The organism is Bradyrhizobium sp. Ce-3 (genome assembly GCF_022835695.1).
Lineage (GTDB): Bacteria > Pseudomonadota > Alphaproteobacteria > Rhizobiales > Xanthobacteraceae > Bradyrhizobium.
Window position 1 is genome coordinate 314,066 of sequence record NZ_BQUV01000009.1, and the last position, 20,542, is coordinate 334,607.

The following is a 20,542-nucleotide window of genomic DNA, read 5'->3' on the forward strand; positions in this document are numbered from 1 at the left end:
CATTCCGGTGCGATGCGGAGCACCGCGCCGGAACCAATCAGGGGCGCCCGTTTGCCCGGGGCTCATGCACCACGCGCATCGCGCACGGCCTGAGCGACTTTCGTTGCCTGCGACACGCGTCCGATCTTCGCGCCTGCAATGATCTTTCGCCGGCGTTCGCTCGGCTTCGACGCCATGCCTTCGCTTGCGGTGGCTCCAGCCGACGGACGGGTGGTGAAGTTCGCGGTCCGGTGCAGCGCGAGGGCCTTTCGGGCGGCTTCGACATGTGCCGTCCGGGCTGCCAGATTGTGCTGACGCCTGAGCTCGGTATTGACCCGCTTCAGCGCCGCCGCGAACACCTGCTTTCGCTCGGAAGCATGCTTGGCGGTTCCCGGAAAGCTCGTCCCGCGCGCCTCGGCCTTGCCGCGGCTCTCGCGCTGCTTGTGCCGGCCGACCGTTCGCTCCTTGTCGCGCATCTTGCGCAGGCGGGGGCGCATCGCCTCCAGTTCGGTCACCTCGACGCCGTAGATGGCGGGATGATGCGTCAGGCGGATTGCCTCGTACTCTTCGTGGCTGAGAATGCTGCGCTCGAACTTGCAGGCGACCGACATACCGTTCCTCCTCTTGATTTCTTGAATCTCGGGTAGAAGGCGACGTCCAGCTCCGGTCAATCATAGCGCGAATGCCGCTGGACGGCCAATCTGACGCTGTCCTGCCCGAATGGCGCTTTGATCGCAGCGATCGATCGCTGTGCGAGAGTGTCAACGCACAGAGGCTGCTACTTTTCCGCGTCGTCGTCCTTGAGCCGGATGCCCTCGGTCCGCAGCGCCGTAAACAGAGCCGCGATATCCTCGGGCTCCATGTTGTTGGGGCACATTCCGTTGAGTTGCTCGGTCGTGATCGTGCCGGTGTTCCTGGCGATATCTCGTGCCTTCGCCATGATCTTCTGAAGGTCCATCTGCGATCCTCCGCGAGGGCCACACTCTACGCTCGTCACCCCATTATGTCGCCTTTTAAGAAACGTGCGCTGACGGCGGCGCTGACGCGATTTGGTTCGGTGTCGCGGCGCGATGAGGCAACGTGCTTCGAAGTCCGCCATCGGAACCAGACGGTGCCCGTAACTTTGTCTCGCATGTTCCGCCGAACCGCGACATAATCGGCGTCTCGCGTGCTGGTGAACATGGCCTCATGAACCGCAGCCCCGTGCTCGTAGACCTGGCGCTCCAGGGTGGAGGATCGCATGGCGCGTTCACGTGGGGTGTCCTCGATCGGCTTCTCGAAGAATCATGGTTTCAGATTGCGGGCATATCCGGGACATCGGCCGGAGCGATGAATGCTGCCGTGCTGGCGGACGGTTGGGCCGCGGGCGGCGCCGCGGGTGCACGCCAAGCGCTTGAAAAATACTGGCGAAGCGTCTCACGCGCCGCCGCATTCAGCCCGTTGCAACGTTCGCCGCTCGACCGTCTGATGGGGCGCTGGTCGCTCGACAGCTCTCCGGCCTATCTCTTCACGGATCTGATGTCGCGGATGCTCTCACCCTACGACCTCAATCCTCTCGGCTTCAATCCGCTGCGCGACATCTTGAACGACAGCATCGATTTCGAACGTCTTGCGCGGGCACCGATCAAGCTGTTCGTCACCGCCACACGCGTCCGCACCGGGCGCGGGCGGATTTTCCGCAACGCCGAGATTACCACGGAAGTCCTGCTCGCGTCGGCCTGCCTGCCAACGATGTTTCGTGCGATCGAGATCGATGGCGAGCCCTATTGGGACGGCGGCTATGCGGGCAATCCCACGGTTACGCCGCTGGTCCGCGAGACCGACGCGCACGACACCGTGGTGGTCCAGATCAATCCGACCGAGCGGCTGGAGCCGCCGCGCACGGCCGCCGACATTCTCAACCGGCTCAACGAGATCTCGTTCAATTCGCCGCTGGCAAAGGAGCTGCGGATGATCGCGTTGCTTCGCCAGGTTGCCGACCCCGGCACCGGAGAAGGCGCCCGCTGGGCGCGGATGAAAACGCATCGGATCAAGAGCGACATGCTGGCGACGTTCGGTTCGTCATCCAAGCTCAATGCGGAATGGGCATTCGTGACCAAGCTGCACGAGGAGGGGCGGCGTGCCGCCGGCGAATTCCTCGACGCGCATGGCGCCGATCTCGGTGAGCGCTCGACCGCCGATCTTGATGTTCTGCTGGCGGAGTGCTGAGGGCCATGGGTCTACTCGGCATTCTGGTCGGGCTTGGACTGCTGGTCTGTCTCGCTTTCCGCGGCTGGAGCGTCCTGCTGCTCGCGCCGCTCTGTGCGCTGGTGGCCGCAGCCTTCGGCGGCGAGCCGTTGCTTGCCAACTGGACGCAGACCTTCATGGGGAGCGCGTCGGATTTCCTCGCGCAGTTCTTTCCGATTTTTCTGCTCGGCGCCGTGTTCGGGAAGCTGATGGATGACAGCGGCGCGGTCGGCGCGGTCGCCGGCTTCATCTCCCGATGTCTGGGCGAACGCCGCGTCATCCTCGCGGTCGTGCTCGCCGGTGCGCTGGTCACCTACGGCGGTGTCAGCCTGTTCGTCGCGTTCTTCGTCATCGTTCCGATGGCGCAGTCGCTGTTTCGCACGGCAGGGATTCCGCGTCGTCTGGTGCCGGCGGTGGTTATTCTCGGAACGTCGACCTTTACCATGTCGGCGCTGCCGGGCACGCCGTCGATACAGAACGCGATACCGATGCCGTTCTTCGGCACGACCCCCTTTGCCGCACCGGGCCTCGGCGTCGTCGCATCGGTCATCATGCTGGGCGTCGGGCTGTGGTGGCTGCTCCGCGCAGAGAAGGCAGCGCGCCGCGCAAATGAGGGCTATGGCGATGAGCCGCCGGTCTCGGAGAATGTAGCCGACGACGAGCTGTTGCGCGAGCGGGCGACGACGGCGCGAGAGTTCGACCCCGCGGAGATCCGCCACGGACATCACAGCGCCGCCGCAGTCCCGATCTTCAACGCCTTGCTGCCCCTGATCGTCGTCGTCGCAGTCAATCTGCTGATGTCGCTGGTCGTGTTGCCCCGGCTTGATTTCTCGTTCCTGGCCGAACAGCGGTGGGGAAATACGTCACTGGCCGCCGTGGCCGGTGTCTGGTCGGTCGTGGTGGCGCTGGCGGCAGCTATCGTCACGGTCATCCTCTGCAACTGGACCCGGCTGCCCGCGCTGCGCCGAACCATGGATGCCGGTGCCAACGCGTCGGTCCTGCCGGCGCTGAGCGTCGCGAGCCTGGTTGGATTCGGCGCCGTGATTGCCTCGCTTCCCGCGTTCGGCGTGGTGCGCGACTGGGTGTTGCGAATTGAAGGCGGTCCGCTGGTGTCGCTCGCCGTCGCGACGAACATCCTCGCCGCGCTGACGGGGTCGGCTTCCGGCGGCTTGACGATCGCGCTCGATGCGCTCGGACGGACCTATATGGATCTTGCGGCGGAGGCGGGTATCGACCCCGGCCTGCTGCATCGCGTCGCGGTGATCGGCTCGGGAACACTGGACATTCTGCCTCACAACGGCGCGGTCGTGAGCCTGCTCGCGATCTGTGGGCTCAAGCATCGCGACAGCTATATCGACATCGTCATGGTCGGCATTGCGAGTTCTGTCATTGCTCTCGCAGCGGTGATTGCGATCGGCACCGCATTCGGGTCGTTCTGACGCAACAGGATGGGGCGGCTCGCCCGGCCGCCGGCGTGCGGAGCCAGAATGATGCTGCTCTGAAAGTGGCGAAGGGCCCGGCGTGTTGCGCCGAGCCCTTCATGGACCATCTTCAAGACGCGTTTTCTTTACGCGAACCGGAAATCCACTTCGCTCGAAAACGCTTTAGAGTATCAGCCGGCCTGTAAGCCGGGTTCTGTAGGGCACCATTCTTGCGAATGGTACGCGACGGCCATTCCTCTGGGACAAGGTTTGCACCTTGCCTCGGGCAACCTACCCGGACAGCGGGCCTGACATCGCCCTGCGGTGTTATCGCGCATGCGCGAACTAACCGCGTTGCCGTCCCTATTCGGTTTTGCTCCCGGTGGGGTTTGCCATGCCGTCGCCGTTGCCGGCAACGCGGTGCGCTCTTACCGCACCTTTTCACCCTTACCCCGCGAAGCCCAAGGGCGAAGCGGGGCGGTTCGTTCTCTGTGGCACTTTCCCTGGGGTCGCCCCCGCCGGACGTTATCCGGCACCGCATGTCGATGGAGCCCGGACTTTCCTCTCCCGCGGCCTTTCGACACTTGCGGGAGCGGCCGTCCGGCCGACTGACGGCTTACGCATGGGGGTTTTCGCTCGATCCGTCAAGCGGATAACTGGCCGCCAGGGCGGCGAAAAATAATCTATCCTGGCGATGTCGTTTGGCCTGTCGCCCGTTCGACTGGGTGTCGGCGATCCAGCCGATCAAGAGGAGAGACGAGATGCAATATTTGCTGCTGATCTACCGGAGCGACGCGCAATACGGCCACATGACCGCCGACGAACGCAAAGCCCTGTCGGCGGAGTACGGCGTCTACACCCAGTCCATCATCCAGAGCGGCCACTTCAAGGCCGGTGACGGGCTGCAGCCGGTGTCGACCGCAACCACCGTGCGGGTTCGTGACGGCAAGACGCTGACGACCGATGGGCCGTTCGCGGAAACCCGCGAACAGCTCGGCGGCTATTATCTGGTCGAGGCCAAGGACCTCGACACCGCGCTCGGCCTCGCGGCGCGGATTCCCGGTGCCAGGGACGGTTCGATCGAGGTCAGGCCGGTGATGATCTACGACAACCCGCGATGACGCCGTTGTCGCATCATCAATGCAGCGGCCGCGTCGTCTGGCGCGGCCGTTGAGCAACGACGGATGGCCATGACCCCGAGCCAGATCGAAAAAGTGTTTCGCGACGAGGCGGGCCGGGCGCTCGCCACGCTGATCCGGCTCGTCGGCGATTTCGATCTGGCCGAGGATGCGCTGCAGGATGCCTTTGCAGTGGCGCTCGCGCGCTGGCCGATCGGCGAATTCCCCGCCAATCCGCGCGCCTGGCTGGTCAATGTCGGCCGCAACAAGGCGATCGACCGCGTCCGCCGTGCCGTCGCCTTTCGCGGCAAGCAGCAGGAGCTGACGCATCAATTGTTGTTGGATGCGGAGGGCTCGCCCGAGCCCGCCGATGCGACGCTCGACGACGATATGTTGAGGCTGATCTTCACCTGCTGCCATCCGGCCTTCGCCGCCGAGGTCCAGGTCGCGCTGACCTTGCGCACGGTGTGCGGGCTGACGACGGTCGAGGTCGCCCGTGCATTCCTGGTGAGCGAGGACGCGATGGCGCAGCGCCTGTTGCGCGCCAAGCAGAAGATCAAGCTCGCCGGCATTCCCTATCAGGTGCCGGAACGCGAGGCGCTGGAGCCGCGGCTGTCAGGTGTGCTCGCGGTGATCTATCTCGTGTTCACCGAAGGCTATGCGGCGACCGCGGGCGAGGATTTGATGCGGCCCGATCTCGCGCGCGAGGCGATCCGGCTGGCGCGGCTGCTCGATGCGCTGATTCCGGCGCGCGGCGAGATCAAGGGCCTGCTGGCGCTGATGCTGCTGCACGATGCGCGCCGCGCCGGCCGCCAGACCGCCGGCGGCGACATCGTGCTGCTCGAGGAACAGAACCGTTCGTTGTGGGATTTCCAGCAGATCGCCGAAGGCGTGAGGCTGGTCGAGGAGGCGCTGCGGATGCCGGGCCGGCCGCAATCCTACGCGGTGCAGGCCGCGATCGCCGCGCTGCATGCGCGTGCACCGAGCTATCGGGATACCGACTGGCCGCAGATCGCCGGTCTCTATGAGGTGTTGCTGCGCATCAGCCCGTCGCCGGTGATCGAGCTCAATCACGCGGCCGCGGTGTCGATGGTCGACGGCCCGGCGCGCGCGCTCGATCTGATCGACGCGCTGGACGCCCGCGGCAGCCTGAAGGGCTACGACCAGCTCCCCGCGGTGCGCGCGGATCTATTGCGCCGCCTCGGCCGCACGGACGAGGCGCGGCAGGCCTATCTCGCGGCCACTGCCGCGACGCAACTCGAGCCGCTGCGGCGGCTCTACGCACGCCGCATCGCGGAGATGGGGTGACACCTCCATCTCGCGCGTGGCTCGCGGCGGACCTCTTACACCAGGTGCCGCACGTGGACTGTGTTCAGTAACCCGTCTTTGTCTTGGCGCCGGTCGATTGCCCGGTCGTCGTTCCAGATGACATGCCGGTCGTAGTGCCGGGCGCCATCTTCTTCTGCGCATGATGGACCTTGTGGGTCTTGTGCATGGCCGAAGTGGATTTGCCTTGGGTCGTCATGGCGGCTGCCGGAGCGGCGATCAGGCCAACGGCGACAGCTCCTGCGATGAGTGCTTTGAACATGGACGAATCTCCACTCAGAGCGCCCCAACGAAGAAGACGGCACGTGGTGAAAAGTTCCAATTTGCGCGCCCGCATTTGGCGGGAAATGTTTTTGCGCGAGCTTGCCTCTCCGCGTCATTGCGAGGAGCTCGCGACAAAATTGCAAAGCAATCTTGCGCTGGAGCGACGAAGCAATCCATTCCTCCCGAGAGGAAGTATGGATTGCTTCGCTTCGCTCGCAATGACAGTGGACGGAGCTTTTACTTCGGCTTCGCTGCGGCCTGCGCCGCCGCATCCGGCGGCAGGCTCTCGAGCAGCGCGTACAGCGTCGCCATGGTGGAGCGGTCGGCGATCCCGTCGACGCGCTCGGGGCGGAAGTGGCGCTGGAAGGCGGTGACGACCTCCATGGTCGGGCCGTCGAACTTGCCGTTGGTCGGGATGTTGTAGCCGTAGCGCTGGAATGCGGCCTGCATGTTGGAGACGGCATCGCTGATCGCGCCGAGCTGCAGCGCGTCGCCGCGCACGATCGGCGCCGGCTGCACCCAGTGCCCGACACCGGAATTGGCCAGCGAGTGCCACGGGAATTTCTCGCCCGGATCCTTCTTGCGCCCCGGCGCCACGTCGGAATGGCCGAGCACGCGGTGCGAGACCACCTTGCGGCGAAGCATGATGCCGCGGCACAGCGCGATGACGGCAGCGATCTGGCGCAGCGGGAAGTCGGGATAGCCCCAATCGTGGCCGCGATTGACGATCTCGACGCCGATCGAGCAGGAGTTGATGTCGTCCTCGCCGGCCCAGGCGGCGACGCCGGCGTGCCAGGCGCGCTTGCTCTCCGGCACGCATTGCACGATGCGGCCGTCCTCGAGCACGATGTAGTGCGCCGAGACCTCGGTGCCGGCGGTGCAGAGCTGCGCGATCGCGCCCTCGACATCGGGCATGCCGGTATAGTGCAGCACGATCATGTCGGGCTGTCGGCCATTGGCGCGATCGCCGAAATTGACCGACGGGATCACGTCGGAGGCGATCGAGGAGTCGGGCGTGAACGTCCTCACGTCGGCCACGCCCTTCGGAACGGGAAGGACGCGCTGACGCTTCGAATCAGCATTGCCAGACGAGGACGAACCAGAAGCCATACGAATCACTCAAACCCGAACCGTGAGAAAGCATTTTGACATATGGATAAACAAATAGGCGTTTACTATTCCTTTACCGTGTGGGCCGCGCAATCGGCCCTGCCGGTTCCAGGCTGCGCATGATGCGCCGCGCAAGATGTCCGGCGCGAGCGCCGAGGGTATCACTCGAATGCGGATCAAAGTCGCGCGATTCCGCCAACCGATCATCAACGTTTTCTTAACGTTAAGTGCCGTTACTGAGAGGTGAAGTGCCGAACCGGTTTCGGGGGACGGCCCAAGGACGCTGAGCCCCGCTGTTTGCGCGAAATCCCATGGAAACCCTCCCAATTCCGGTCGGATATCAGGTTTTGCGGCCGAGGACGGGAGTTGGCGCTGGGGTTGCGCGGCGATTTCTTCAACGGAATGCTCGGACAGGGCGCGAGGATTCGAGACGCAATGAGCCGGCGCGCAATCAGCTTGCATGCCAGTTACGCGGCCCCAATGGGGGACCGCGCATGAGCGAGCGTGCGCCGCGTCACATTTCAGTGCTGGGCCGCGAGGCGGTCGCCTATCTCGCTCCGCGCGCCGGCGGCATCTATGTCGACGCGACCTTTGGCGCCGGCGGCTACAGCCGGATGATCCTCGACGTCGCCGATACGCGTGTCGTCGGCATCGATCGCGACCGCACCGCGATATCAGGCGGCTTCGACCTGGTCGACGGCGCCGGCGGCCGGCTGACGCTGGTCGAGGACCGCTTCTCCAATCTCGCCGAGGTCTGCGCCTCGCAGGGGGTGGATCAGGTCGACGGCGTCGTGATGGATGTCGGCGTCTCCTCGATGCAGCTCGACCGGGCCGAGCGCGGCTTCTCGTTCCGCCTCGGTGGTCCGCTCGACATGCGGATGGCGCAAAGCGGGGTGACCGCGGCCGACGTGGTCGCGACCGCCTCCGAGAAGCAGCTCGCCGACATCATCTATATCTTCGGCGAGGAGCGCCATTCGCGCGGCGTCGCGCGCGCCATCGTCGCCGCGCGCAAGGACGCGCCGATCACGACGACCGAGGCGCTTGCCGACATTGTCGCGAAGGTCGTGCGCGCCAAGCCGAACGAGATCCATCCGGCGACACGGACCTTTCAGGCGCTGCGCATCTTCGTCAATGAAGAGCTCGACGAGCTGCATCGCGCGCTCGCTGCGGCCGAGCGCGTGCTGAAGCCGGGCGGCCGGCTCGCCGTGGTCTCGTTCCATTCGCTGGAAGACCGCATCGTCAAGAATTTCCTCGCGGAGCGCGGCAAGGTCGCCGGCGGCTCGCGGCATCTGCCCGAAGTGGCGCAGACCGCACCGAGCTTTCAGATCCTGACCAAGCGTCCGGTGACACCAGGCGAAGCCGAGATTGCCGCCAATCCCCGCGCGCGTTCCGCAAAACTCCGCGCGGCCGAACGCACTGCGGCGCCCGCGCATGCGGACGATGACCTGCCGTCCTGGCCGCATCTCGCCGACCTGAAGCGGGGAGGCTGACGATGCGGCTTCTCCACCTCCTCGTCATCGGCATGCTGATCTTCGCGGCGTCGTATGTCTACCGCATCAAGATGGAATCGACCGCGCGGGTCGAACGCGTGTTGCAGCTCAACGCGGAGATCCGCGAGCAGCGCAACGCGATCGCCTCGTTGCGCGCGCAATGGGCCAAGCTCGATGCGCCGCTGCGGCTGCAGGGCCTTGCCGAACGCCATCTGCCGCTGAAGCCGATCAACGCCAACCAGTACGATTCCCTGAGGAACCTGCCGGAGCGGCCGCCGAGCTTCACGCGGCCCGGTTCGCGCGATCCGATCGGCGCGATGATCGACACCATCGAGGCCGCCGCCGCGCCCGACAGCACCACCGGATCGATTGACAAGGCGGCGACCGACCAGCCGGCCGCCGACCAGCCCGCGCCCGAAGAGTCCGAGCAGGGCGGGGGAGATCAGCAATGACGGGACCTGCCATGACCGATCCGGCACCCGCCAACAAACCCGCCGAGCCGTGGCGCGCGCGGCTGATCCGCACGCTGCTGTATGGCAAAAATGTCGACCGTGCCGCCAAGGCGCGCGCCCGCGTCGGGCTCGCCATCCTGGCTTTCGCCGCCGTCTATTGCGTGCTGGCCGGTCGGCTGGTGCTGTTCGCCGTCGGCGCCGACAGCCATGGTGCGCGGCGCACCGCATCGCAGGACGCGATCGCAACCGCCAGGCCCGACATCACCGACCGCAACGGCGAAATTCTCGCCACCGACGTCAAGGCGCCGAGCCTGTTCGCCGAGCCGCGCCGCCTGATCGACAAGGACGAGGCGATCGAGCTCCTGACCGCGGCGTTGCCCGATCTCGACACCAGCGAGGTGCGGGACCGTCTGTCGTCGCGCAAGGGCTTCGTCTGGCTGAAGCGCGAGATCACGCCGAAGCAGCAGAACGACATCCACCGCCTCGGCCTTCCAGGCGTCGGCTTCCTGCGCGAGAACAAGCGCGTCTATCCGACCGGCAACGAGGTCGCCCATCTGATCGGCCTGGTCAACATCGACAACCAGGGCATCGCCGGCATGGAGAAGTGGCTGGACAACAACGGTCTGGCCGATCTGCATCGCGCGGGCTTCGCCACCGACCGGCTGCAGAAGCCGGTCGAGCTGTCGGTCGACCTGCGCGTCGAGCACGCGCTGCGCGACGAACTGATCAAGGCGAAGGAGAAGTTCAAGGCCAAGGCCGCCTCGGGTCTGGTGTCGAACGTGCGCACCGGCGAGATCGTGGCGATGGTGTCGCTGCCGGATTTCGATCCGAACAATCCGAAGGAGGCGCACGATCCGGACCGCATCAACCGCCTGACCACCGGCGTCTACGAGATGGGCTCGACCTTCAAGGCGTTCACGCTGGCGATGGCGCTGGACAGCGGCCGGTTCGACCTCAACTCGATGTGGGATGCGCGCGGCCCGCTGCACTATGGCAAGTTCGCGATCCATGACGATCACAACATGGGCCGCATGATCAACATGAAGGAGGTGTTCTACTATTCCTCCAACATCGGCGCCGGGCGCATTGCGCTGGCGATGGGCGTCGACGCGCACAAGGCCTTTCTGCGCAAGATGGGCCAGCTCGAGCGGCTGCGCACCGAATTGCCGGAGAGCGCCTCGCCGATCGTGCCGAAGAAGTGGGGCGAGCTGAACACCGTCACCATCTCGTTCGGTCACGGCATCGCGGTGGCGCCGCTGCAGGCGGTGATGGGCATCGACGCGCTGGTCAATGGCGGCTACCTGATCCCGCCGACCTTCCTGAAGCGCACCGAGCAGGAGGCGATGGCGCTCGCCAAGCGCGTCATCAAGCCCGAGACCTCGGACAAGATGCGCTATTTGATGCGGCTCAACGCCGAGATCGGCACCGCCAAGAAGGCCGACGTCAAGGGCTACTATATCGGCGGCAAGACCGGCACCGCCGAGAAGGTGATCAACGGCCGCTACGCCAAGAAGCGCGTGCTGAACGCCTTCACCGCGATCCTGCCCGCCGACAATCCGAAATACCAGCTCCTGATCATGCTCGACGAGCCGCAGCCGCTGAAGGAGACCTACGGGTTCATCACCTCGGGCTGGAATGCGGTGCCGACCGGCGGCAACGTGATCGCCCGAATTGCGCCGCTTTTGGGCGTCGAGCCGCGATTCGACCTGCCGCCGTCCGACCGCCTTATTCTTGCGGCATCCAGAACAACCCAGTAAGGCGTATAATCGCAGCATGATCCGGAAAAGTGCGTAGCGGTTTTCCGGACCAGATCATGCTCAGACAATGGCGCCAGAACGGCGCCGGCCAGACTGGAAGATCATGAGACTTCGCGACCTCTTCAGCGCCGATGCCACGATCGATCCAAGTGCCGACGCGGTCGCCGTCGGAGGGCTTGCGGTCGACAGCCGTGCGGTGAAGCCGGGCGACCTGTTCTTTGCGCTGGCCGGCAGCAGGACCGATGGCGCGCGCTTCGTCGATGCGGCGATCGCCGCGGGTGCGGTCGCGGTCGCCAGCGACCATCTGCCGCAAGGCCATGCCCGCGTTCCGTTCGTCATCACCCCCAATCCGCGCCGCGCGCTGGCGCTCGCTGCCGCCAGATTTTATCCGCGCCAGCCCGCCACGATCGCGGCGGTGACCGGCACCAGCGGCAAGACCTCGGTCGCCGCCTTCACGCGCCAGATCTGGCAGCGGCTCGGTCACTCCTCCGCGAGCATCGGCACCATCGGCCTGGTCTCGGACAAGCGCACCGTCTATGGCTCGCTGACCACGCCCGATCCGATTGCGCTGCATCGCCAGCTCGACGAGATCGCCGGCGACGGCGTCACGCATCTGGCGTTCGAGGCCTCCTCGCACGGCCTCGACCAGTATCGGCTCGACGGCGTGCGCATCGCGGCCGGCGGCTTCACCAACCTGTCGCGCGACCACATGGACTATCATCCCGACGTCGCGCACTACCTCAATGCAAAGCTCCGTCTGTTCCGCGATCTCGTCGCCGATGGCGGCGCTGCCGTGATCTCAGCCGATCATGACTGCTCGCGAGAGGTGATCGATGCAGCGCGGGCGCGCAGCCTGCGCATCATCACGGTCGGCCGCAATGCCGACGCCGCGGAGGGCATCAAGCTCACGGACGCTGCGATCGAAGGCTTTGCCCAGAAGCTTGTGATCGAGCACCACGGCCGCAAGCACGCGATCCGGCTGCCGCTGGTTGGCGAATTCCAGATCGAGAACGCGCTGGTCGCGGCGGGGCTTGCGATCGGCACCGGCAGCGCCGCCGATGACGTGTTCGGCACGCTCGAGCATCTCGAAGGCGCGAAGGGCCGGCTTGAATTCGTCGGCGAGCACAATGGCGCGCCGATCTTTGTCGACTACGCGCACAAACCCGATGCGCTCGCCAAGGCGCTGCAGGCGCTGCGGCCGTATGCCAAGCGCAGGCTGGTCGTGATCTTCGGCGCCGGCGGCGACCGCGACGCCGGCAAGCGTCCGATCATGGGCGCGATTGCTGCCGAGAATGCCGATCACATCATTGTCACCGACGACAATCCGCGCAGCGAGAAGCCGGAGGCGATCCGCGCCGCGATCATGGCAACGGCCACGGGCGCGCGCGAGATCGGCGACCGCGCCGCCGCGATCCGCGCCGGGATCGCCGGTCTCGAGCCGGGCGACGCGCTGGTCGTGGCCGGCAAGGGCCACGAGGTCGGACAGATCGTCGGCAGCACGACGCTGCCGTTCAGCGATCATGAGGCGGTCGCGAATGCGCTAGGGCATGATCCGGAAAAGTGTGCAGCGGTTTTCCGAGAAGATCATGCTCCAACAAAAAGCTAGAGGAGGGCGCATGAGCACGATGTTGTGGACCTCGGATGCGATGGTGCAAGCGATGCGCGCCGCCACGCAAGGCGCGCTGCCCGAAGGCATCACCGGCCTTTCGATCGACAGCCGCACCATCGCGAAAGGCGATGCGTATTTCGCGATCAAGGGCGACGTCCATGACGGCCATGCCTTCGTCGAGGCGGCGCTGAAGGCCGGCGCCGCGCTTGCGGTGGTCGAGGCCGCGCAACGCGAAAAATTTCCCGCCGATGCGCCGCTGCTGGTGGTCGATGACGTGCTCGCCGGCCTCGTCGAGCTTGCGCATGCCTCGCGCGCGCGGCTCAACGCGCAGATCATCGCGGTGACCGGCTCGGTCGGCAAGACCTCGACGAAAGAGGCGCTGCGCCGCGTGCTGTCGGCGCAGGGCGAGACCCATGCCTCGGTCGCCTCGTTCAACAATCACTGGGGCGTGCCGCTGTCGCTGGCGCGCTGTCCGGCGAGCACGCGCTTTGCGGTGTTCGAGATCGGCATGAACCACGCCGGCGAGATCACGCCGCTGGTCAAGATGGTGCGGCCGCACGTCGCGATCATCACCACCATCGAGCCGGTGCATCTGGAATTCTTCGCGGGCCTCGAGGCGATCGCGGATGCCAAGGCGGAGATTTTCGCAGGGCTGGAGCCCAATGGGGCGGTGATTCTCAACCGAGACAACGGACAATTCGCGCGGCTAGAGAAACAGGCGAAGAAGGCCGGCATCTCGCGCATCGTCTCGTTCGGCACCGACAAGCGCGCCGAGGCGCGGCTGCTCGACCTCTCGCTGCACGCGACCTGCTCGGCGGTGCACGCCGATATTCTGGACCACGATATCACCTACAAGATCGGCATGCCGGGCCGCCACATGGCGATGAACTCGCTCGCGGTGCTCGCCGGCGCGTCGCTGCTCGGCGCCGATATCGCGCGCGCGGCGCTGTCGCTGTCGCAGCTCGAGGCACCGACCGGCCGCGGCCTTCGGCGCACGCTCGAGGTCGGCCATGGCGAGGCGACGCTGATCGACGAGAGCTACAACGCCAACCCGGCCTCGATGGGCGCAGCCCTCAACGTGCTCGGCCAGGCACAGACCGGACCGCACGGCCGCCGCATCGCCGTGCTCGGTGACATGCTCGAGCTCGGGCCGACCGGACCCGACCTGCACCGCGGCCTCAACGAGGCCGTGACCGCCAACCGCATCGACCTCGTATATTGTTGTGGTCCGCTGATGCGGAATCTGTGGGATGCCCTTTCCACCGGCAAGCGGGGAGGCTATGCCGAGAGTTCGGCGGCGCTCGAAGCGCAGGCGGTCGCCGCGGTCCGTGCCGGTGACGTCATCATGGTGAAGGGCTCGCTGGGATCGAAGATGAAGCTCATTGTCAGCGCGCTGGAAAAACGCTTCCCCGACAAGGCCGCGCACGAAGAAGCGGTATAGGACTCCTTGAATGTTCTACTGGTTAATCGAACTGTCCAACACCGTTCCGGGGTTTGGGGCATTCCGCAGCGCACTAAACGTGTTTCGCTACATCACGTTCCGCACCGGCGGCGCGATGGTGACCGGCGCGCTGTTCGTCTTCCTGTTCGGGCCCTGGATCATCGATCATCTGCGGCTGCGGCAGGGCAAGGGCCAGCCGATCCGCACCGATGGTCCGCAGTCGCATCTGATCTCCAAGAAGGGCACGCCCACCATGGGCGGGCTGATGATTCTATCCGGGCTCGTGGTGTCGACGCTGCTGTGGGCCAACCCGCTCAATCCCTATGTCTGGATCGTGCTGGCGGTGACGCTCGGCTTCGGCTTCGTCGGCTTCTATGACGATTATCTGAAGGTCACAAAGCAGTCACATAGCGGGTTTGCCGGCAAGCTGCGTCTCCTGATCGAGGCGGTGATCGGGCTCGCCGCCACCTATGCGCTGGTCCGGCTCGGGCGCGACGTGTCCTCGACCTCGCTCGTGATTCCGTTCTTCAAGGACCTCGTGATCAATTTCGGCTGGTTCTTCGTGATCTTCGGCGCCTTCGTGATGGTCGGCGCAGGCAATGCGGTGAACCTCACCGACGGCCTCGATGGTCTTGCGATCGTGCCGGTCATGATTGCGGCCGCGAGCTTCGGCATGATCTCCTATCTCACCGGCAACGCGGTGTTCTCGGATTATTTGCAGATCAATTACGTCGCCGGCACCGGCGAACTGGCGGTGCTGTGCGGCGCGGTGTTGGGCGCAGGCCTCGGCTTCCTCTGGTTCAACGCGCCGCCGGCCTCGATCTTCATGGGCGACACCGGCTCGCTCGCGCTCGGCGGCATGCTGGGCGCCACCGCGGTCGCGGTGAAGCACGAGATCGTGCTCGCCGTGATCGGCGGCCTGTTCGTGCTGGAGGCGGTTTCGGTCATCGTCCAGGTCACCTCGTTCAAGCTCACCGGCAAGCGCGTGTTCCGGATGGCGCCGCTGCACCATCATTTCGAGCAGAAGGGCTGGACCGAGCCGCAGATCGTGATCCGGTTCTGGATCATCTCGGTGATGCTGGCGCTCGCCGGCCTCTCCACCCTCAAGCTGCGCTGAGCGTTACCATGATCCCGGTCACCTCCTTCGCAGGCAAGACGGTCGCGGTGTTCGGGCTCGGCGGCTCCGGGCTCGCGAGCTGCCAGGCGCTGAAGGCCGGTGGCGCCGAGGTGATCGCGGCCGACGACAATGCCGACAACGTCGCCAAGGCGGCGCAGGCCGGCTTCACCTCCGCTGATCTGCGCACGGTGTCGTGGACGAATTTCGCCGCGCTGATCCTGACCCCCGGCGCGCCGCTGACCCATCCGGCGCCGCACTGGAGCGTGCTGAAGGCGCGCGAGGCGGGTGTCGAGGTGATCGGCGACGTCGAACTGTTCTGCCGCGAGCGGCGCCGTCACGCGCCGAACGCGCCGTTCGTCGCCATCACCGGCACCAACGGCAAGTCGACCACGACCGCGCTGATCGCGCACCTGATGCAGGTCGCCGGCTACGATACCCAGATGGGCGGCAATATCGGCACCGCGATCCTGTCGCTGGAGTCGCCGCGGATGGGCCGCGTCCATGTCATCGAGATGTCGTCCTACCAGATCGACCTCGCGCCGTCGCTCGATCCCTCGGTCGGCATCCTGATCAATATCAGCGAGGACCACATCGATCGCCACGGCACGCTGGCGCATTACGCTGCGGTCAAGGAGCGGCTGGTCGCTGGCGTGCAGCAGGGCGGCACGTCGATCGTCGGCGTCGACGACGGCTGGTGCCGCGACATCGCCGACCGGCTCGATCGCGCCGGCAAGCGCGTGGTCCGCATCTCGGTGAAGAACCCGTTGCCTGACGGTCTTTATGTGGAGCACGAGACCATTGTGCGTGCATCGGGCGCGGCGCGCAGCGAGATTGCGCGGCTCGGGGGCATCGGCTCGCTGCGCGGCCTGCACAATGCGCAGAACGCGGCCTGCGCCTCGGCCTGCGCGCTGGCGATGGGGATCGCGACCAACGTGTTGCAGAACGCGCTGCGCAGCTTCCCCGGCCTCGCGCATCGCATGGAGCAGGTCGGCCGCCGCGGCAACGTGCTGTTCGTCAACGACTCGAAGGGCACCAACGCGGATGCCGCCGCGCATGCGCTGTCGTCGTTCGCCGACATCTATTGGATCGCCGGCGGCAAGCCGAAGGCCGGCGGCATCACCGGCCTCACCGAATATTTCCCGCGCATCCGCAAGGCCTATCTGATCGGCGAGGCGGCGGCCGAATTCTCCGGCACGCTCGGCGACCGCGTCGCGCACGAGATGTCCGGCACGCTCGACGTCGCGATCGCCAGCGCCGCACGCGACGCCGAAGCGTCGGGATTAGCCGAAGCCGTCGTGCTGCTGTCGCCGGCCTGCGCGTCGTTCGATCAGTACCGCAATTTCGAGATCCGCGGCACCGCCTTCCGTGACATCGTCCAGGCGCTGCCCGGTGTGAAGCCGGTGGTGTGACGATCACGTAGGGCAGATTAGCGTGCGCGTAATCCGCCGTTCGGTGCCGCGCGTCGAGCGGCGGATTACGCCTTCGCTCGGTTCCCGATTTCACCTGTCATCGCCCGGCTCGACCGGGCGATCCAGTACGCCGCGGCCTTTCGGATTGAACTCAGACCTCTCTGGAATGCTGGATCACCCGCTTTCGCGGGTGATGACTGACGTCTTGAATCGCGAACCATCCTCACATGCCTGCTTTCGCAGGGACGACAGCTGTGCAAGGGGAGCCAAATCGGCCTCCCTCAAAAGTTACCCAAGCCGTTAACCCCTTGGAAACCATCCTGCGCCACGAATGGACGTTACCTCTGCCATCTGGGGACGCCCATGCTCGCCCGTGACCAACGCACCCCGTTCTCGGACTGGTGGTGGACCGTCGACAAGCTGCTGCTTGTCGCGATCGCCGCGTTGATGCTGGCCGGCGTCATCCTGTCGCTGGCGGCGAGCCCGCCGGTGGCGACCCGGATCGGGCTCGATCCGTTCCATTTCTTCAACCGCCACGTCATGTTCCTGGTGCCGTCGCTGATCGTGCTGATCGGCGTGTCGTTCATGACGCCGCGGCAGATCCGGCGCACCGCGCTGATCGTGTTCGCGGTGTCGATCGTGCTGATCGTGCTCACCCTGCTGATCGGGCCCGAGGTCAAGGGCTCGCGGCGCTGGATCACGTTGCTCGGCGTCAACATCCAGGCCTCTGAGGCCGCTAAGCCCGCCTTCGTGATCGTCGCGGCCTGGCTGTTCGCGGAATCCACCAAGCGGCCGGAGATGCCGGCGACCTCGATGGCGCTGGTGCTCCTGATGACGCTGGTCACGTTGCTGGTGATGGAGCCCGACTTCGGCCAGACCATGCTGATCCTCACGGTGTGGGGCGCGCTGTTCTTCATCGCCGGCATGCGGATGATCTGGGTGTTCGGGCTCGCCGGCGCCGCCGGTGCGGGCCTGTTCGGCGCCTATCTGCTGGTGCCGCACGTCGCCGGCCGCATCAAGCGCTTCATGAATCCGGCCTCCGGCGACACCTTCCAGGTCGACACCGCAATGGAAGCGTTCTGGAACGGCGGCTGGTTCGGGCTCGGACCCGGTGAGGGAATTGCAAAACGCAGCCTGCCGGACAGCCACACCGACTTCGTGTTCGCGGTCGCGGCCGAAGAGTTCGGCATCATCCTCTGCCTGATGCTGGTCGCGCTGTTCGGCTTCATCGTGATCCGGACGCTGACGCGCGCCTATGCCACCGAGGACATGTTCTCGCGCTTCGCGGCGTCGGGGCTTGCGATCCTGTTCGGCGTGCAGGCCACCATCAACATGGCGGTCAATCTGCAACTGATCCCGGCCAAGGGCATGACGCTGCCGTTCATCTCCTATGGCGGCTCGTCCTTCGTCTCGCTCGCCTATGGCGTCGGCATGATGCTCGCGCTGACGCGGCAGCGGCCGCGCACCGAGATCGAATCGATGGAAGGCGCCAGCGCTCAGCGCGCCTACGCGTAGGTGATCCTTGTCGTCATTGCGAGGAGCGAAGCGACGAAGCAATCCATCCGTCCGTTGTGCGGGCCGATGGATTGCTTCGCTTCGCTCGCAATGACGGAGTAAAAGGCGGTCATGGACAACGCGCCCTTGATTCTGCTGGCGGCCGGTGGCACTGGCGGCCATCTGTTCCCGGCCGAAGCGCTCGCCGTGGAGTTGATCCGGCGCGGCCTGCAGGTCCGGCTCGCGACCGACGGCCGCGCGCTGCGCTATTCCGGCCTGTTCAGTCGGGAGAGCATCGACCTGGTGCCGAGCGCGACCGTACGCAGCCGCAATCCGATCTCGCTGGCGCAGACCGCGCTGATGCTCGGTTACGGCACCCTGGTCGCCGCCAAGCTGGTGCGCCGATTGAAACCTGCCGCCGTGGTCGGCTTCGGCGGCTACCCGACCTTGCCGCCGCTGATGGCAGCGCGGATGCTCGGTGTTCCCGGCATCATCCACGATGCCAACGCGGTGCTTGGCCGTGCCAACCGTTTCCTCTCCGGCCGCGTCAACGCGATCGCGACCTCGCTGCCCGGCGTGCTCGATCGCGACCCGGCGCTTGCCGGCAAGGCGACCACCGTCGGCACGCCGATGCGGCCTGCGATCCTTGCCGCCGCAGCCGTGAAATACACGCCGCCCGAGGTGGACGGTCCGCTGCGCCTGCTGGTCGTCGGCGGCAGTCAGGGCGCGCGGGTAATGAGCGACATCGTGCCGCCGGCGATCGAACAGCTTGCGCCGGCGCTGTGGAGCCGCCTGATCATTACCCAGCAGGTGCGCGAAGAGGACATGAACCGGGTGCGCGGGGTCTACGACCGGCTCAAGATCAATGCCGAGCTCGCGCCATTCTTCGCCGACCTGCCGGCGCGCCTGGCGTCGAGCCAGCTCGTGATCTCGCGCTCCGGCGCCGGCACCGTCGCCGAGCTTGCTGCGATCGGCCGGCCCTCGATCCTGGTGCCGCTGCCGGGCGCGATCGATCAGGACCAGTTCGCCAATGCCGGCGTGCTGTCGCAGGCGAACGGCGCGTCGCGCATCGCGCAGAGCGACTTCACGCCGGAGCGGCTCGCCGCCGAAATCTCGGCCTTCGCCGCCGAGCCCGCGAAATTGACCGCGATGGCGGACGCCGCGCGCGGCGTCGGCCGGCTCGATGCTGCCGAGCGGCTGGCCGATCTGGTGACGAAAGTGGCCGGGATTTGACGCGCCAATCCGGCAGGACGCCGGGGGAGACTTGATCATGACGGGTCTTTTGATCCACTCCGTCTCGGAATTCTCGGACCTGATCCTGGAAGCGCTGCGGCTGGCGGATGCACGGGATATCGTCGAGATTGGCGCCGAGCATGGCGGCATGTCGACGCTGCTCGCCGGTCACTGCCGGGCGTGCGGCGGCCACTTCACCAGCATCGATCCGGCGCCGAAGCGCGAATTCCTCGATTGGGTGGCCGCCAATCCGGATGTCCGTCACGTCGCGAAGCCGAGCCTCGATGCGTTCGGCGAGCTGGATGCCGCCGACGCCTGGATCGTCGATGGCGACCACAACTGGTACACCGTCTATCACGAGCTCAGGCAGATCGAGGCGATCAGCCGCCGCGCCGGCAAGCCTGTCCTGGTTTTCCTGCACGATGTCGGCTGGCCCTGCGGGCGGCGCGACATGTATTACGCGCCCGAGCAGATTCCGGCCGCGTATCGCCATCCGCACAGTTTCAATGCCGGTGCCACGCTGGATCGCCCGGCGCTGGTCGAGGGGCGTGGATTTCGCGGCGCGGGCCTCGCCGCATTCGCCAACATGGCCGGCGGCGCGCGCAACGGCGTGATGACCGCGATCGACGACTTCCTGGCGGAGGAGCTGGCACAGGGCAGGGAGTTCGGCTTTGCCGAGATCCCCGCCGTGTTCGGCCTGGGCGTGCTGTTCGACATGAACGCCGCCTGGAGCGCACGGCTTGCCGAGCTCGTGCTGCCCTATCACCAGAACAAGCTGCTGCGCGTGCTCGAGAGCAACCGCCTGCGCAATTACCTTCGCGTCATCGAGATGCAGGATGAGTTCGCCGCGCGTGCCGTGCGGCCGGGAGCGGCGTAGCCGGCGGGCCGGGATGGGGATGTCCGTGACGTCAGATCGCAACCGCCGGCCGGTAGCCGACAACAGCGACATTTCCGCGGCCGAAGCGCCGAAAAACCCCTTGTCACAGCGGGGAAAAGCGGGGCATCCAATAGTCCGCGCCGCCACGATGCGGCGCCCAGAGAAGCCAGATCGTCCGTACAGCAGCGCAGCGCGCACCAGGCGGATGATGATGTCAGG

General features: G+C 66.1%; 18 protein-coding genes and 1 other RNA gene. 14 read left to right on the forward strand and 5 right to left on the reverse strand.

Features of this window, described 5'->3' with window-relative positions; translation table 11 throughout:
* Positions 1–62: 62 nt before the first annotated feature.
* Positions 63–590, reverse strand: coding sequence for a hypothetical protein (locus tag BRSPCE3_RS28995; protein ID WP_244069757.1), 528 nt, complete (start codon positions 588–590; stop codon positions 63–65).
* Positions 591–757: 167 nt separating this feature from the next.
* Positions 758–937 (reverse strand): hypothetical protein, encoded by a 180-nt coding sequence (locus tag BRSPCE3_RS29000; protein WP_244069758.1) that lies wholly within the window; start codon positions 935–937, stop codon positions 758–760.
* A gap of 230 nt (positions 938–1,167) precedes the next feature.
* Between BRSPCE3_RS29000 and BRSPCE3_RS29005 the strand changes: the two genes are divergently transcribed.
* The gene (locus BRSPCE3_RS29005; RefSeq protein ID WP_244069759.1) at positions 1,168–2,187 is read left to right on the forward strand and encodes a patatin-like phospholipase family protein; all 1,020 of its coding nucleotides are present in this window, start codon (positions 1,168–1,170) and stop codon (positions 2,185–2,187) included.
* 5 nt (positions 2,188–2,192) lie between these two features.
* Complete coding sequence (locus BRSPCE3_RS29010) at positions 2,193–3,644, forward strand: GntP family permease (RefSeq protein WP_244069760.1); 1,452 nt, start codon at positions 2,193–2,195, stop codon at positions 3,642–3,644.
* Positions 3,645–3,813: 169 nt separating this feature from the next.
* Here BRSPCE3_RS29010 and rnpB read toward each other — a convergent pair.
* An RNA gene (gene rnpB, locus BRSPCE3_RS29015) (RNase P RNA component class A) lies at positions 3,814–4,238 on the reverse strand.
* Between the two features lie 149 nt (positions 4,239–4,387).
* Between rnpB and BRSPCE3_RS29020 the strand changes: the two genes are divergently transcribed.
* Together BRSPCE3_RS29020 and BRSPCE3_RS29025 are read left to right on the forward strand one after the other, a co-directional pair.
* Entirely contained in the window at positions 4,388–4,747 is a 360-nt protein-coding gene (locus BRSPCE3_RS29020; RefSeq protein WP_244069761.1) for a YciI family protein, read from the forward strand.
* Positions 4,748–4,816: 69 nt separating this feature from the next.
* The gene (locus BRSPCE3_RS29025; RefSeq protein ID WP_244069853.1) at positions 4,817–6,052 is read left to right on the forward strand and encodes an RNA polymerase sigma factor; all 1,236 of its coding nucleotides are present in this window, start codon (positions 4,817–4,819) and stop codon (positions 6,050–6,052) included.
* 64 nt (positions 6,053–6,116) lie between these two features.
* Here the strand turns inward: BRSPCE3_RS29025 and BRSPCE3_RS29030 are convergent, their stop codons facing one another.
* Both BRSPCE3_RS29030 and BRSPCE3_RS29035 read right to left on the reverse strand, forming a co-directional pair.
* Positions 6,117–6,332 carry a hypothetical protein gene (locus BRSPCE3_RS29030; protein ID WP_244069762.1) on the reverse strand — a complete coding sequence of 72 codons (216 nt, stop codon included), beginning with the start codon at positions 6,330–6,332 and terminating at the stop codon, positions 6,117–6,119.
* Positions 6,333–6,571: 239 nt separating this feature from the next.
* Entirely contained in the window at positions 6,572–7,444 is an 873-nt protein-coding gene (locus tag BRSPCE3_RS29035) for an N-acetylmuramoyl-L-alanine amidase (RefSeq protein ID WP_244069763.1), read from the reverse strand.
* A 494-nt stretch (positions 7,445–7,938) separates the two neighbouring features.
* Between BRSPCE3_RS29035 and rsmH the strand changes: the two genes are divergently transcribed.
* The 10 genes from rsmH (at position 7,939) to BRSPCE3_RS29085 (ending at position 20,323) form a co-directional block, all read left to right on the forward strand.
* Positions 7,939–8,934, forward strand: coding sequence for a 16S rRNA (cytosine(1402)-N(4))-methyltransferase RsmH (gene rsmH, locus BRSPCE3_RS29040; RefSeq protein ID WP_244069764.1), 996 nt, complete (start codon positions 7,939–7,941; stop codon positions 8,932–8,934).
* 2 nt (positions 8,935–8,936) lie between these two features.
* The gene (locus tag BRSPCE3_RS29045) at positions 8,937–9,386 is read left to right on the forward strand and encodes a hypothetical protein (RefSeq protein ID WP_244069765.1); all 450 of its coding nucleotides are present in this window, start codon (positions 8,937–8,939) and stop codon (positions 9,384–9,386) included.
* A gap of 11 nt (positions 9,387–9,397) precedes the next feature.
* Entirely contained in the window at positions 9,398–11,143 is a 1,746-nt protein-coding gene (locus BRSPCE3_RS29050) for a penicillin-binding protein 2 (protein WP_244069854.1), read from the forward strand.
* Positions 11,144–11,246: 103 nt separating this feature from the next.
* Positions 11,247–12,749: a UDP-N-acetylmuramoyl-L-alanyl-D-glutamate--2,6-diaminopimelate ligase gene (locus BRSPCE3_RS29055; RefSeq protein WP_244069766.1), complete on the forward strand. Its 1,503-nt coding sequence runs from the start codon at positions 11,247–11,249 to the stop codon at positions 12,747–12,749.
* A gap of 10 nt (positions 12,750–12,759) precedes the next feature.
* Positions 12,760–14,193 (forward strand): UDP-N-acetylmuramoylalanyl-D-glutamyl-2,6-diaminopimelate--D-alanyl-D-alanine ligase, encoded by a 1,434-nt coding sequence (locus BRSPCE3_RS29060; protein WP_244069767.1) that lies wholly within the window; start codon positions 12,760–12,762, stop codon positions 14,191–14,193.
* A 10-nt stretch (positions 14,194–14,203) separates the two neighbouring features.
* A complete protein-coding gene (gene mraY / locus BRSPCE3_RS29065; protein ID WP_028332550.1) occupies positions 14,204–15,310 on the forward strand; it encodes a phospho-N-acetylmuramoyl-pentapeptide-transferase in 1,107 nt (368 codons plus the stop codon).
* A gap of 8 nt (positions 15,311–15,318) precedes the next feature.
* Positions 15,319–16,719, forward strand: a complete 1,401-nt coding sequence (murD, locus tag BRSPCE3_RS29070) for a UDP-N-acetylmuramoyl-L-alanine--D-glutamate ligase (RefSeq protein WP_244069768.1) — start codon at positions 15,319–15,321, stop codon at positions 16,717–16,719.
* A 363-nt stretch (positions 16,720–17,082) separates the two neighbouring features.
* Complete coding sequence (gene ftsW / locus BRSPCE3_RS29075) at positions 17,083–18,234, forward strand: putative lipid II flippase FtsW (protein WP_229200586.1); 1,152 nt, start codon at positions 17,083–17,085, stop codon at positions 18,232–18,234.
* Between the two features lie 111 nt (positions 18,235–18,345).
* A complete protein-coding gene (murG, locus tag BRSPCE3_RS29080; RefSeq protein ID WP_244069769.1) occupies positions 18,346–19,446 on the forward strand; it encodes an undecaprenyldiphospho-muramoylpentapeptide beta-N-acetylglucosaminyltransferase in 1,101 nt (366 codons plus the stop codon).
* A 37-nt stretch (positions 19,447–19,483) separates the two neighbouring features.
* Entirely contained in the window at positions 19,484–20,323 is an 840-nt protein-coding gene (locus BRSPCE3_RS29085) for a class I SAM-dependent methyltransferase (protein WP_244069770.1), read from the forward strand.
* Positions 20,324–20,542 lie beyond the last annotated feature (219 nt).

Bases quoted from the DNA above. Each gene is read 5' to 3' on its own strand.
- BRSPCE3_RS29010 (WP_244069760.1), top strand. From the start codon at position 2,193: ATGGGTCTACTCGGCATTCTGGTCGGGCTTGGACTGCTGGTCTGTCTC.
- BRSPCE3_RS28995 (WP_244069757.1), bottom strand. From the start codon at position 590: ATGTCGGTCGCCTGCAAGTTCGAGCGCAGCATTCTCAGCCACGAAGAG.
- BRSPCE3_RS29030 (WP_244069762.1), bottom strand. From the start codon at position 6,332: ATGTTCAAAGCACTCATCGCAGGAGCTGTCGCCGTTGGCCTGATCGCC.
- ftsW (WP_229200586.1), top strand. From the start codon at position 17,083: ATGCTCGCCCGTGACCAACGCACCCCGTTCTCGGACTGGTGGTGGACC.
- BRSPCE3_RS29005 (WP_244069759.1), top strand. From the start codon at position 1,168: ATGAACCGCAGCCCCGTGCTCGTAGACCTGGCGCTCCAGGGTGGAGGA.
- BRSPCE3_RS29025 (WP_244069853.1), top strand. From the start codon at position 4,817: ATGACCCCGAGCCAGATCGAAAAAGTGTTTCGCGACGAGGCGGGCCGG.
- murD (WP_244069768.1), top strand. From the start codon at position 15,319: ATGATCCCGGTCACCTCCTTCGCAGGCAAGACGGTCGCGGTGTTCGGG.
- BRSPCE3_RS29020 (WP_244069761.1), top strand. From the start codon at position 4,388: ATGCAATATTTGCTGCTGATCTACCGGAGCGACGCGCAATACGGCCAC.
- rsmH (WP_244069764.1), top strand. From the start codon at position 7,939: ATGAGCGAGCGTGCGCCGCGTCACATTTCAGTGCTGGGCCGCGAGGCG.
- murG (WP_244069769.1), top strand. From the start codon at position 18,346: ATGGACAACGCGCCCTTGATTCTGCTGGCGGCCGGTGGCACTGGCGGC.
- BRSPCE3_RS29045 (WP_244069765.1), top strand. From the start codon at position 8,937: ATGCGGCTTCTCCACCTCCTCGTCATCGGCATGCTGATCTTCGCGGCG.
- BRSPCE3_RS29055 (WP_244069766.1), top strand. From the start codon at position 11,247: ATGAGACTTCGCGACCTCTTCAGCGCCGATGCCACGATCGATCCAAGT.
- BRSPCE3_RS29085 (WP_244069770.1), top strand. From the start codon at position 19,484: ATGACGGGTCTTTTGATCCACTCCGTCTCGGAATTCTCGGACCTGATC.
- BRSPCE3_RS29000 (WP_244069758.1), bottom strand. From the start codon at position 937: ATGGACCTTCAGAAGATCATGGCGAAGGCACGAGATATCGCCAGGAAC.
- BRSPCE3_RS29060 (WP_244069767.1), top strand. From the start codon at position 12,760: ATGAGCACGATGTTGTGGACCTCGGATGCGATGGTGCAAGCGATGCGC.
- BRSPCE3_RS29050 (WP_244069854.1), top strand. From the start codon at position 9,398: ATGACCGATCCGGCACCCGCCAACAAACCCGCCGAGCCGTGGCGCGCG.
- mraY (WP_028332550.1), top strand. From the start codon at position 14,204: ATGTTCTACTGGTTAATCGAACTGTCCAACACCGTTCCGGGGTTTGGG.
- BRSPCE3_RS29035 (WP_244069763.1), bottom strand. From the start codon at position 7,444: ATGGCTTCTGGTTCGTCCTCGTCTGGCAATGCTGATTCGAAGCGTCAG.